10 protein-coding genes are annotated in these 12,492 nt (G+C 47.2%); 5 read left to right on the forward strand and 5 right to left on the reverse strand.

Going from position 1 to position 12,492, the window contains the following annotated elements:
• Nucleotides 1–178: 178 nt before the first annotated feature.
• Together ACXAGC_RS18190 and ACXAGC_RS18195 are read left to right on the forward strand one after the other, a co-directional pair.
• On the forward strand, nt 179–979 hold the full coding sequence (locus ACXAGC_RS18190; protein WP_474846083.1) for a DUF2884 family protein: 801 nt from the start codon (nt 179–181) through the stop codon (nt 977–979).
• Nucleotides 980–1,027: 48 nt separating this feature from the next.
• Entirely contained in the window at nt 1,028–1,873 is an 846-nt protein-coding gene (locus tag ACXAGC_RS18195; RefSeq protein WP_474846084.1) for an NAD-dependent epimerase/dehydratase family protein, read from the forward strand.
• Between the two features lie 4 nt (nt 1,874–1,877).
• On the opposite strand, the gene ACXAGC_RS18200 is transcribed toward ACXAGC_RS18195, so the two are convergent.
• The 3 genes from ACXAGC_RS18200 to ACXAGC_RS18210 form a co-directional block, all read right to left on the reverse strand.
• Nucleotides 1,878–3,299 (reverse strand): sodium-dependent transporter, encoded by a 1,422-nt coding sequence (locus tag ACXAGC_RS18200; protein ID WP_474846086.1) that lies wholly within the window; start codon nt 3,297–3,299, stop codon nt 1,878–1,880.
• 280 nt (nt 3,300–3,579) lie between these two features.
• Nucleotides 3,580–4,314, reverse strand: coding sequence for an SDR family NAD(P)-dependent oxidoreductase (locus tag ACXAGC_RS18205; protein ID WP_474846088.1), 735 nt, complete (start codon nt 4,312–4,314; stop codon nt 3,580–3,582).
• Between the two features lies 1 nt (nt 4,315).
• Entirely contained in the window at nt 4,316–4,711 is a 396-nt protein-coding gene (locus ACXAGC_RS18210) for a thiol-disulfide oxidoreductase DCC family protein (RefSeq protein ID WP_474846090.1), read from the reverse strand.
• A gap of 170 nt (nt 4,712–4,881) precedes the next feature.
• On the opposite strand from ACXAGC_RS18210, the gene msrA reads away from it, so the two are divergent.
• Both msrA and dps read left to right on the forward strand, forming a co-directional pair.
• Nucleotides 4,882–5,418 carry a peptide-methionine (S)-S-oxide reductase MsrA gene (msrA, locus tag ACXAGC_RS18215; protein WP_474846092.1) on the forward strand — a complete coding sequence of 179 codons (537 nt, stop codon included), beginning with the start codon at nt 4,882–4,884 and terminating at the stop codon, nt 5,416–5,418.
• Nucleotides 5,419–5,683: 265 nt separating this feature from the next.
• Nucleotides 5,684–6,196 carry a DNA starvation/stationary phase protection protein Dps gene (gene dps / locus ACXAGC_RS18220; protein ID WP_474846094.1) on the forward strand — a complete coding sequence of 171 codons (513 nt, stop codon included), beginning with the start codon at nt 5,684–5,686 and terminating at the stop codon, nt 6,194–6,196.
• A 53-nt stretch (nt 6,197–6,249) separates the two neighbouring features.
• Here the strand turns inward: dps and ACXAGC_RS18225 are convergent, their stop codons facing one another.
• Together ACXAGC_RS18225 and ACXAGC_RS18230 are read right to left on the reverse strand one after the other, a co-directional pair.
• Complete coding sequence (locus ACXAGC_RS18225) at nt 6,250–8,025, reverse strand: sigma 54-interacting transcriptional regulator (RefSeq protein ID WP_474846096.1); 1,776 nt, start codon at nt 8,023–8,025, stop codon at nt 6,250–6,252.
• Nucleotides 8,026–8,130: 105 nt separating this feature from the next.
• Entirely contained in the window at nt 8,131–10,554 is a 2,424-nt protein-coding gene (locus tag ACXAGC_RS18230; RefSeq protein ID WP_474846098.1) for a TonB-dependent receptor, read from the reverse strand.
• Between the two features lie 434 nt (nt 10,555–10,988).
• Between ACXAGC_RS18230 and ACXAGC_RS18235 the strand changes: the two genes are divergently transcribed.
• Nucleotides 10,989–12,482: a benzaldehyde dehydrogenase gene (locus tag ACXAGC_RS18235; RefSeq protein ID WP_474846100.1), complete on the forward strand. Its 1,494-nt coding sequence runs from the start codon at nt 10,989–10,991 to the stop codon at nt 12,480–12,482.
• The last annotated feature ends 10 nt before the right edge of the window (nt 12,483–12,492 follow it).

A 12,492-nucleotide genomic window follows, 5' to 3' on the forward strand; every position in this document is an offset into this window, starting at 1 on the left:
TAAAAATGCGATCTCACTCTATTTAAAACATAAGCAAACCATTGATAAATAATAATTTTTAAAGTTGGCCTCAGGGTTGCTATATCAGCACAAACGTTACTGAATCATTCAGGCTGTTTACCGGAACACCACCCGCCGGACAAGCTGCCGCAACCGACAGATTTAAAAAGGAAGAGACATGAAAACTTTAGCTGCCCTGACAATGACCGCTGCCCTCTGTGCTTCACCCGCCTTCGCAGGCATGGACTCTGAGCACTGCGATATGAACCTGCAGGGCGATGTTAACTGGCAAAAAGGCGTACTGACGCTCTTTACGGCCAACGACGAGCATGTGGTGATTAATGGTTCAGGCCAGATGACTGTAAACAACCGCTCAGTGTCACTGACCAGCGAGCAGCAACAATGGGTGAATGACTATTACCACAACATTGAAACGGCAATTCCAATGACACTGGAAATTACCTACGACGCACTGGAACTTGCCGGCAACTCCATCAATGAAGCCTTCGGTGAACTGCTGGGAGAGGACAACGGCATCGTGACGGATTTAAATGAAATGTTTGCCGGTTTGCGTACTGAAATGGACAGCCATTTTTATGATGTTGACGGTGAAGTGCGTATGAACAGTGAGGATTTCGAAGAAGATGGCTGGATTTCAGAACGCTGGGAAAACAAATTTGAAGACCAGGTAGAAAACATCATTGCCAATTCCACCGGTCGCCTGCTGATTGCTATCGGCAAGGCCATGCTAAGCGGTGACGAAGACTTTGCTAACTTTGAACAACACATGGAAAACTGGGAAGAAGATTTCGAACAGCGTGTTGAGGCAAAATCTGCGGCTATCGAAAAACGCGCTGACGCCCTGTGTGAAGTGCTGAAAAAAGCCGATTACGCCGAGCTTAAAATGCAAAAACACATTCCGGGCCTCGAAAACCTGAATGTGCTGACCATCAACAGTGACTCTGATTTAAAGATGTAAAAATACGTATCGTGCTACACTGCCGGAAACTTGTTTTCCGGCTTTTTTATGTCTGATATATCTGCAAACTCAATTCACTCCCTTAACCTCACACTGTGTGGCTGTGGGTGGCTGGGTCAGTTCCTGGTTGATGCATTGCCTGAAGCAACCATTACCGGTACAACCCGTTCACAGGAAAAGGCAGACGCGCTGCGCGAAAAAGGCGTGACCCCGGTGTTGTTCGCGCTGGGTGATGATGCCACATCACTGATAAAACAGAGTGCTGACAACGCAGTAATACTGAATATTCCGCCGGGACGAAAAAAAGCGGTGGGTGATGACTTTACCCGCGCAATGACGGCTCTGGCGACTGACTTCCTGAACGCAGGGACAAAGAAGCTTATTTTCATCAGCACCACTTCTGTGTTCGGGAATGCTGAAGGAGAGCTGACAGTCAACGCCCCTGTAGCGCCGGCTACAGATTCAGGCAAAGTGCATTGCGACATCGAAAGGTTCTTACTGGCCGGGCAGGATCCCCGCGTTCATGTGGTTCGTCTGGCCGGACTGGTGGGAGGTTCCCGTCATCCGGCAAAATTCCTGGCCGGTAAAACGCTGGATAAAGGCGAGCAGGCGGTAAACCTGGTGCATGTGTCCGATGTGGTCAACGCACTGATTTGTATTCTGAAGGAAGTTGACGGTACTTCAGCGTTTCCCCCATTGATGCAACTCTGCAGTCTGGAGCATCCCCGCAGGGATGACTACTACCGTTGGGCAGCAGAGGCTCTGACGTTACCTGCACCGCAATTCAGTGCTGAACATAATAATGCTGCTGACGGGAAGAAAATCCTCAGCAAAGACTGCTGGGAAGCACTGGGACTGACGCCGGAATACGCCAGCCCCTTTGATATGCTTTGAATCATTAGCCGAACAGGCTGTGACCGAAATACTTTACAGCCACGGTATTGATAAATACCAGCAACAGGATGACCGGAATGAAAGTGCCCACTGACACATCAACATACTTCTCGAAGAAGCTGCCTTTGTAGTTCTCTGCACCTTCATCCAGCGCCTTGTTGAAGTTATGTTTCTTCCAGCGATAGATAACGAAGATACAAATTAAGAAGCCGTTCAGCGGCAGAATGGTGTCGTAAAACACGTCATACACCACATCAAAGAACGATTTCTTCGCACCGGCATAGCTGACGAACTCAGTCAGAAACGCGTTGTAACCGAACGACAGTGCACACAGCACCGCAAGCACAACCATCAAAACACCCAGTACAAACAGTGCAGGCTTCCGCCCCATGTCTTTCTCGTCCATCAGCGCTGCCACAGGTACTTCGAAAATCGAAACCAGTGAGGTGATAGCCGCAAAAAACACCTGCAGGAAGAAAATCGCTGCCACAATGCTAGCGCCGGTATAGCCAATGGAGTCCTGCAAAGCGAGGAATATCTTAGGCAAAAACGTGAAAATCATACCGATTGACGACTCACTGAGTTCGTCCGGATTGGTATTCGGGTCGAATGAGAAGATCGCCGGCAAAATCATCAGGCCCGCCGTAAACGCCACAGCCGTATCAGTCAGAGCCACCAGCTTGGCAGACCCGGGCACATCAGCACGCTTATCGATATAGCTGCCGTAGGTGATCATGATCCCCATACCCAGTGACAAAGAGAAAAATGCCTGAGACAGTGCCCCGTTGATCACCGATGCGTTGATTTTAGAAAAATCAGGTACCAGGTAGAACTCTACGCCTTTCATGGCGTTGTCCTGCATAAGTACGAAGCCCACCAGCAACAGCAGCATGATAAACAATGTTGGCATCAGCAGCTTGGCCGCTTTCTCGATACCTTCTTTGACACCACCCTGCAAGATCAGATAGACCACAGCCACAACACCGGCCATGTAGACAAAGATTTTTTCGCTGTTTATAAAGGTGCCGAAGGTATCCGGGTTAGCCAGAATATCTAAATCACCGGTGATGATTTCGTACAGATAGCCGAATATCCACACCGTGATCACCAGATAAAACACGGCAATCATAAACGGCGTAATAATCGATAACCAGCCGGCCAGCTTCCAGTGCGTGTCGTTATTACTCAAATCCCGGTATGCGCCTAAGGGATCTTTCCTGGCATGACGGCCCACTGACATTTCTGCCAGCATTACCGGCAAACAGATAGCCACAACGAAAATGGCATACATCAGCAAGAAAGCGCCACCGCCATTTTTTGCAGCGCCCACCGGAAACCCGACCAGGTTACCGATACCTACCGCAGACCCGGCTGCGGCTAAAATGAATCCGATGCGCGATCCGAACTGTTCTCTCGCCCCGCTCATATCATCTTTCCTCTTCACTTATTGTTATAATCGGGTGGTGATGATTTTATATTCTTCCAACGAAGATTATTGTCGTTCACACGTGCGACAACCGGATTACCCTAAGTCATTCCGGCTGTCACCTTCCCCACACTACCTGCACTTTTAGCTGTGCCTGGGCAGTTATATCGTTGTCATTTTCACGCGGATATAAGGGCGAATAGTATCAGCGTCCCTGCCGAATGTCCCGTATTTGAGCGCTGGAATGGCCTGTTCCGGCCCGGCTCAGTGTAGTGATCTCTTACCAGGGAACAGGTTTATGCGCCCAGTCGATGAAATGCGGATTATTTTCCGGCGTCGCTTTGTCAATGAAATCAAGTAACTGTGAAGCAGTAAAGGCAGGCGTAAAGAGTTTTCCCTCAGGTACGTTGCCCTGAAATGGTTCTGACAACGCACTGTCCACTGTGCCCGGATGGTAGCTGATAAGCACCGTATTTTTACTCCGGCGGGAAAATTCTGCAGCCGCGGTTTTCAGCATCATATTCAGTGCCGCCTTTGAGGCCCGGTAGCCATACCAGCCGCCCAGCCTGTTATCACTGATACTGCCCACCCGGGCACTTAAGCATGCAATGGTACTTCTCTCTTTATCCAGCACATTCACAAGTGCTTTCAGCCAGATTGCCGGTACCACAGTATTCACCGAAAAGTATGCCAGCAGTTTATCCGCACTGATGTCTTCGATTTTCTTTTCAGGACTCACCTCCGTGCCGCCTGCGTCGCCATGCAGGACCCCGGCGGTACAAATGACTGTCGAAAATACGATGCCACGTGCTTTCTGTTCAGCCGTCCATTGGTTTACTGCTTCTTCATTTGCAGATTCCAGCGTGATTGCAGTCACGTTGCCGGCTTCAAAACTCTGCTGGTGTTGCCTTGCGACGGCAAAGACACGGCTTTGAGGCTCTCTGGCGGCCAGTGCTTCTGTCACTGCCCGCCCGATAGCACCGCCGGCGCCAATAATGAGGTGAGTATGCGCCATATTATTTGTCCGTCCTGTAACCGCACTGGCCATCATCACAGGTCCGGCGGCGGCCGGTGAGCAAATAGGAAATGGTATAACGGTTTCTGGCAAAAAGGTTGTAGGCCATGTCGGCAACAATGCGGATCACCGGCCAGCGAAGAGGCGCGTAAAGCCAGCCCCGCCCTACAGCCTGCCAGGCTGCGTGGGTAGCGTCCAGTCCGGTAACCATTTCACCGTTATCCAGCTCTACGTGAATTCTGGCATCCAGTTGCGCTCTGTCCAGCCCGGGATAATGCTCACTGAAGGCAGGATCCTGAATATCTACCAGTTGGATCCTGTCATGCTGATCACGCTTTTTGATATGAGACATTTCAGCACAACATAAGGGGCAGTAACTGTCATAGAAGATTTTCATGATTTCTCCGTTTACCGGGGCCTGAATCACCGCCGGCCCGACGTACCACTTTACCTGTATAATAGTACGCGGTTGCACATCATTCAGAGATTAAAAAAGCGTAACTTGAGGTTGAAGTCAGCGACTAACGTAACCACATTACAGGAAATCTGATAACAGGAGCTTTAATAATGGCAACGACAGAAACTGCGACACTCGGCGGAGGATGCTTCTGGTGTATTGAATCGGCATTCAACAGTGTGGAAGGCGTAATAAGCGCTATTTCCGGATATGCCGGCGGACACGTTGAAAATCCTTCCTATGAGGCCGTCTGTAAAAAAGATACCGGGCATGCTGAAGTCGTGCGGGTTGAATTTGATCCGGCCAGCATTTCTTACCGTGAAATCCTCGAAATTTTCTTTGCTTTGCATAATCCCACGCAGGTTGACCGCCAGGGGAACGACACTGGCCCGCAGTATCGCAGCGCAATCTTTTATCATTCCGAAAGCCAGCGGGATGAGGCACAGAAAATTATTCAGGAAATTAATGACGATGAGATTTGGCCTGACCCCGTCGTTACTGAGGTAACAGAAGTTAATAATTACTATCCGGCAGAAGACTACCACCAGAATTACTTCAAAAATAATCCGCAGAATCAATACTGCGCCATGGTAGTGGCACCTAAGCTGGCTAAGTTTAAAAAGACGTTTGCTGCCAGATTGCGTTAAGTCTGCATCCCGGCACATTCATTTATCAGGCAGCCTTCAGGGCTGCTTTTTTTTGCACAATTTACAGATGTCTGCATGTTTTTCTTACCCGCCAGCCATTTTGCCTCTGTCGCAATCCGTTAAAAATCCTCTGCAGCCCGCTTTCTAAAAGGTGAAAAGAGAAAAATGTTACAGCCGGTACGTGGTTTGCAGCTACTAATTCACTAACTTAGAGGCTGCCCGCTCAGAGAGTCTGCAGCCGTAAACGACTAAAGCAGGAGAAATCATGAGTAAGAGTAATGTTGCTGCATTTACTGCACCGGGTATGAAAAAAGACGCTGCTAAAAAAGCTGTTGCTGTGCTTGAACAACGTCTGGTGGCACTGCTGGATTTACAGCTTACGCTGAAGCATATTCACTGGAACGTGGTTGGCCCGAATTTTATCGGTGTACATGAAATGCTGGACCCGCAGGTCGATGCCGTGCGCGATATGACAGATACCATTGCAGAACGAATTGCTACCCTTGGCGGAGTACCTCACGGTACGCCTAAAGCGATTGTTGAAGGTCGTTCATGGGAAGACTACAAGATTGGCAAGGCACTGGTCACTGATCACCTGGTAGCGCTGGATGCCGTGTACAACGGTGTGAATGGCGACCACCGTAACGCTATTGAAGAACTGGAAGAGCTGGACCCTGTATCAGAAGATATGATCACCGGTCAGCTGGCTGATCTGGAACAGTTCCAGTGGTTCGTAAGAGCGCACATCGAATCTGCCAGTGGCGAATTGAAAAACTAAACAGAGATCTGTCTGACTTAAATTTGCGCTCCGTTCAGGAGCGCAATTTTCCGTTAACCCAAATTGTATTTTTTCATACGGTAGGCCAGCTGAGCACGACTGATACCTAATTTTCGGGCCGCAGCGGACAAATTATTATCGTTCAGTAAAACCGCTTCTTTTAGCAAAGTTCGCTCCAGAGAGTCGAGGGAAAAGCCACCGGATTGCAAAGTTTCTACTTTTTCTAAAATGTTTTCTGACGAATAATTTGATTGCTGACCCAACTGCCCCTGTGCATTCACTGAGAGTAAAAATTTTTCAGGTAAAGGCTCTTTGTGAAACATATGATGTATATCGACACTATCGTGGTCTTCCGCCCATATGACACCGCGCTCAACAATGTTTTGCAGCTCTCTGATATTGCCCGGAAAATCATAGTTTAGTAAGGCTTGAGAGGCCCTGAGAGTTATTCCGGATAGTTTTTTTTCATGAAGGATGCAGTATTTTTTGAAAAAATGATTGACCAGCAGTGGGATATCATCGCGCCTCTCCCTGAGAGGAGGTAGAGCAATGGGAAACACATTTAACCGGTAATATAAATCTTCGCGAAATTCTCCCTTTTCAACGGCATCTAACAAATTCAAATTTGTCGCAGCTACAACTCTGACATCGACAGAAACAGGTTTAGTACCGCCCACTCTTTCGATCTCCTTCTCCTGTAAAGCACGGAGTAACTTGCTCTGTCCGGACAGGCTTAATGTGCCCAGCTCATCGAGAAATAAAGTCCCACCTTCAGCCCGTTCAAAGCGGCCTTCACGGCTGTGTGTTGCTCCTGTAAAAGCACCTTTTTCGACACCGAACAATTCAGCTTCGAGAAGATTATCCGGAATAGCTGCACAGTTAAAAGCAACAAACGGGGACCGGTGCCTTTTACTGGAATAATGCAATTGTTGCGCAAAGAGCTCTTTACCCACTCCAGATTCACCAGTTAACAAAACCGTAGCGTTTGTTCGCGCCACTTTGCTAAGCGCATGACTGACTGTCAGAAAGGCAGGGGAAACACCGACCATACTTTCCTGCTCCTCACTCTCATCATGAGCAACTGGAAAACTGTTTTTTTCGGAATATGGTTCACCTTTCTTTTTCTTTCGGTGTTTCACAAGAAAATCTACATCTTGCTGCCCCTCTGGCCATTTATTGGCATTCTTCCCTACTAACTTGCAATGGGTATGCCCCATACCGAGGCATCCGGACTCGCGGAAAATAACCAATGTACCAAGAAGACAACTGACATAGCCGATAGCATAGCCGATTTCCATCCAGCAAACAGGCTGGCTACTAACTCCATAGGAAGTGAGATGCTGCTCTGCCTCAAGGCTGTTGTGCCAAACAAACTCGCCATCATAAAGACCTTCCGATTTGTCAAATTCAAAATGTACTGTCTCCACTTTCACGGCGCCTTCAAGCGAGTGCAAGTTAGTACCTGCGGCAAATATTGAAGCAGGATCGGCTTCAGGCCACTGAGATTTAACCAGTTCACCATCCCTCGCACCTGACAAATACCCTACCCGCATAAACAGCTTCCTTGCTTCATCCAGACCAAGCGTATCAATTATTTGTTGTCTTAAAGCTCCGAAAGACTTTCCGTGGAGCAATATCATGCGCTGGTCATTCATCCAAATTCGCCCGTCTCCGGGTGAAAAAAATAAACATTCGGTCAGCTCATCAATAGTCGGGCTGGTAGATTCATCCAGTTTTGATGATGAACCGTGCAGTGCCCCAGATCCATCCTTCGAAACGAGTCCCGCAAGAGAGACTTTGTTGTGAATTTGTTTTTCGTACCTTTTCATGACCGGAAATTCTTATACAACTGGATAAACTAAGAGTAGCGGGATTAGTGGGGATTTACACTAAAAGCGGACCGCATATCACTTACGGTCCGCTGGATGCTTATTTCAGTAACGGAAACTGAAATTCAAAGACCACATACGCGGCGCGTTGTACACAACTTGCGTAGTGCCCACATCGTTGTTTCTGAAACCTGTGACGATAACGCGATTATCCGTAATATTTTCGCCACGGAGTGACACATCCCAGTTTCCTTCGGCGGAAATATACTTCACAGATGCATTTGCAAGATGATATGCAGGCTGATTCGTCCCCGGCGAGTTCTCAGTGACATTCGCTGTCTCCGTTCTGAATGCCCAGTCCGCCATCCATACCCATTCAGCACCTGATTCAAGCATATAATGGTAGCGAACTCCCAGGCTGCTGGAGAATTCTGGTGTATTCACGAATTTGGCATCTCCGTCTATTACAGCTCCCTCTTCCAATTCGGTGTATTTTGCATCTATATAGCCTAGTGATGCATCCACATACAAATTTTCCGTGACGATAAACTGACCCTCCACTTCAAGACCGCCGATTTCGCCTTTCGCTGCGTTCTCAAAGAAAGGAGATAGTCCGCGATTTACTGTGATTTGAATATTGTCATAATCAGTGTAAAACGCAGCAGCATTGACCTGTGCCGCTCCGTCCCAAAATCGTGACTTGATGCCCAATTCATAGCTGTCGGCTTCTTCAGGTTCAAAGGTAGGTGGCACATTCCCGGGCTCGGGTACTGTTAGTCGTGTTGTCCACCCGCCGGATTTAAAGCCTTGAGAATATGACGCGTAGCTCATTATGTCTTTAGTAATATGATATTCAAAACCGAGATGTATAGAGGTATCATCAAACGACAACGTATTTTTCCCTAATGGATAAACTCTCGTCAGGTCATCTTGATCAGGATAGAGGCTAGACGGAAAACCCACCTTTATGCCAAACTGGTTAAGCTCGAGTTGCTTCCCTTCAAATTCTTTATCTTCACGGGTGTAACGGATCCCGAAGGTCGCTCCCCATCTGTCATTAATTTCATAATTAATGTGCGCAAACCCGGCTACTGCTTCGTTCTGCAAGTCATTCGGTCCGTAAACCTGAACCAAACCAGCAGCAAATACAGGCGTGTCAACGAGTGTGCCTTCTTCTGTAAAATAATATAGACCTGTCACCCATTTCATTTTGTCGTTAAATGCGGTACCGGTCAGTTGCAGTTCTTCGGAAAACTGGCTCTGCTCCATGTAAAATGATGTGTCGACCATCGTGAACGGCCCACCTGAATTGTCAACGCCGAAGCTGGACGCCAATGAACGGTACGCAGTAATCGATTTCAATCCCAGATCACCGTTGAGATCCCATTCTGCGGTAAGAGCAGTTCCCCAAGCTTCAAGCTCTGAGAAATTACTGCCCGCGGCATAGGTAATATCCGGATCACCCGTGATATATCGATCATCGATGGGCAGACGATTATTTGACGGGTCGTCATCTGCATTTGCTCCTGCCAGTGCCGTTCCGATAGTTGCCCGTGTTCCACATACCGCGCCTAAGCCAATACCATCAAGTGTAGCTGTATCCAGACTTATACATGTATTATATAATGAAGCAAGGCTGGCTGTATTGTCGACTGAAATCAGTGTCGAAGGGGCAGCGCTTTCATCGGTATCGGTATAATCAGCTGATAATGTTAAAGTCAGATCGTCTGATACAATGTATTCCGCTTTTATACGACCATTAACTGCATTTTCAGCTCCCGCCGCATCTCCGTACGTCAACTGATTTTTAGTAGTGTTGAAATGCCCGATGTCGTTTACAAATGCTTCACTGCCCGGAAATCTCAATCGCTTTTGGTAACCGTCCCTTCGTTTTGATGAAAACGAGACCTGAGTCAGTAAATCATCAGAAAGCGGAATATCGGCAGCCACACGTAGATCTTGCCGGTTAAAACTGCCTACAGTCACTTCCGATTTAAATGCAAATTCGTCTGATGGACGACTTGATATTATGTTAAGCGCACCACCAATAGTGTTCCTGCCAAATAAAGTCCCCTGAGGGCCTTTCAATACTTCAATTCGCTCAAGATTCAAAGTATCAACTACGGCACCAAGAGTACGGGCGTAGTACACACCATCAACATAGAGACCCACTCCCGGTTCGAGATTAAAGGCAAAATCGTTTTGTCCGATCCCGCGAATAAAAGCACTCAGAACAGACGACGAACCAGCAAAAGGCGAAGTCGCGTCCATCTCTACGTTGGGGATAAAAGCAGACACTTCAGTTACATTACCAATATCATTATCGCGGATACCATTTGCAGAAATAGCACTAATTGCTATAGGAACTTCTTGTGCATTTTCTACCCTTTTCTGGGCTGTGACACTGATGACTTCCAAAGTGCCTTTATTATCCTCCTGTGCACTCGCTTGATTAGTCACTGCAATACACAAAGTAGATGCGAGCGCAGTTAATCTTAACGGCACGAGCGGGGTGGTTTTTAATTTCATTTTATTTTCCTCAGGGTCTTCATTTAATTTACATTTATCACTCAAAAAACTAACAAAGCAAAAACAAAGCCAACCAAGAAAGATAAAAACATATCATTGATATTTAATGCTATTTTAAAAGAAAAAGATAATTAAGTATGATTTTATCATCATCAAAAATGAGTACCTAATCGAACTTAAATGTTAAAAAAAATAGTACTTTTCTACACTATCACCTTACATTCAGCTCAGGTATCGTGGGCATGAGTCGTCCTGATTGATCAAATGAGCAATCACTTAGGACAAAATTGATCATTTGAGCAATTATCAGATAGTAACCGTCATATATTCGTGTCTTCCAGCCGACCAGACTATCCACCGAGCCCTTACCATCACCGCCAACGTAAATAAAATGTTATCCACATGTGTATTTTGGCACATGACTTGAAATACCCATGGCGATATTTATGAAAATTGAGGAAGAAACCGTGGTCAATCAATGGCTAAAAGAACAACCCTGGAAAAGCTGTATATATACTGGCAAATGGACAAAAAATGGACGAGAAACTATCGCTGTCGATGAACCGGCCAAACAGATGTGGCTAACAGAAGTCGGTAGCGCCGGCGAAGAGGATATCCGTAGAGCAGCAAAAGACGCATCCCGCGCAGGCATGGCGTGGGCAATGATAGCTGCCAGAGAAAAAGCAGATGTTTTTTTGAAAGCCGCAAATTTTCTGCAAACACATTTCACATCATTTAGCGAGATTGTGGCCAGAGAAACAGGTGGTGCCAGATTCAAAGGCGAACACGAGGTACGGGAGTGCATCACACTTTTAAAACTTGCTGCAGGAATGGCTCTACAACCTCACGGGATCACCTTGCCTGACGATGAAGGAAAGCTGTCTTTCGCAAAGAGGAAACCAATTGGCGTTGTAGGGGTAATATCACCATTTAATTTCCCGATGGTACTTAGTACAAGAAGTGTGGCTCCCGCTTTAGCCACCGGAAACGCCGTAATATCGAAACCAGATCCCCGCACGCCGCTCTCAGGTGGTTTTTTACTTGCATTGGCACTTGAGCACGCTGGATTACCAGCCGGAACATATCAAGTATTGCCAGGTTACGGAGACGCTGGAAATGCACTTTGTACATCAGATGAAGTAGGTATGATCGCCTTTACCGGATCAACGCATGCCGGCAGGTTAGTAGGAGAAACTTGTGGAAGACACCTGAAAAAAGTGTCATTGGAATTAGGTGGAAAAAGCGCGCTTATTATTTTAGATGACGCAGATATTGATATTGCTGCCAGTAACATCGCATGGGGGGCATTTTTACATCAGGGTCAAATTTGTATGGCCTCAGGACGAATATTAGTTCACCGTTCAATTGCTAAAGAAGTCATCGCTAAGATTGTAGGACGGGCGAAAACACTGTCTTACGGCGACCTGGACAGCCAATGCCCCATCGGCTCTCTGATTAGCGCGCAACAACTAGAGAAAGTCAGCAAAATTGTCGAAGATTCTGTCGAAGCCGGCGCGATTGTGCAATGCGGGGGGTATCACGAAGGTCTATTCTACGCCCCGACAGTTCTCACTGATGTCTCGCCCGGTATGCGCTGTTTTGAGGAAGAAATCTTCGGGCCGGTTGTAAATATCGTCACATACGATACTGACGAGGAAGCTATTGAACTGGCTAACAGTGGTGACTACGGACTTGCAGGCGCCGTTATCTCCAACGACCTCACAAGAGCTATGCAAATCGGCGCTCAACTCGAAGTAGGACTGCTCCATATCAATGATCAAACTGTAAACGACAATTGTTGCAACCCGTTTGGCGGATTCAAATCATCAGGAAACGGTTCTGCAGTTTGTGGCCCGGCCGACTGGGATTTATATACTCACTGGCAGTGGCAGACCATCTCTCCCAAAGCTCAATTAAAACCTTTCTAAGTAAAGTGAG

The organism is Alteromonas sp. AWJ4_197, from assembly GCF_056160285.1.

Excerpts from the sequence above, each read along its gene's own strand:
- ACXAGC_RS18190 (WP_474846083.1), top strand. The coding sequence starts at position 179 with ATGAAAACTTTAGCTGCCCTGACAATGACCGCTGCCCTCTGTGCTTCA.
- ACXAGC_RS18195 (WP_474846084.1), top strand. The coding sequence starts at position 1,028 with ATGTCTGATATATCTGCAAACTCAATTCACTCCCTTAACCTCACACTG.
- ACXAGC_RS18200 (WP_474846086.1), bottom strand. The coding sequence starts at position 3,299 with ATGAGCGGGGCGAGAGAACAGTTCGGATCGCGCATCGGATTCATTTTA.
- ACXAGC_RS18205 (WP_474846088.1), bottom strand. The coding sequence starts at position 4,314 with ATGGCGCATACTCACCTCATTATTGGCGCCGGCGGTGCTATCGGGCGG.
- ACXAGC_RS18210 (WP_474846090.1), bottom strand. The coding sequence starts at position 4,711 with ATGAAAATCTTCTATGACAGTTACTGCCCCTTATGTTGTGCTGAAATG.
- msrA (WP_474846092.1), top strand. The coding sequence starts at position 4,882 with ATGGCAACGACAGAAACTGCGACACTCGGCGGAGGATGCTTCTGGTGT.
- dps (WP_474846094.1), top strand. The coding sequence starts at position 5,684 with ATGAGTAAGAGTAATGTTGCTGCATTTACTGCACCGGGTATGAAAAAA.
- ACXAGC_RS18225 (WP_474846096.1), bottom strand. The coding sequence starts at position 8,025 with ATGAAAAGGTACGAAAAACAAATTCACAACAAAGTCTCTCTTGCGGGA.
- ACXAGC_RS18230 (WP_474846098.1), bottom strand. The coding sequence starts at position 10,554 with ATGAAATTAAAAACCACCCCGCTCGTGCCGTTAAGATTAACTGCGCTC.
- ACXAGC_RS18235 (WP_474846100.1), top strand. The coding sequence starts at position 10,989 with ATGGCGATATTTATGAAAATTGAGGAAGAAACCGTGGTCAATCAATGG.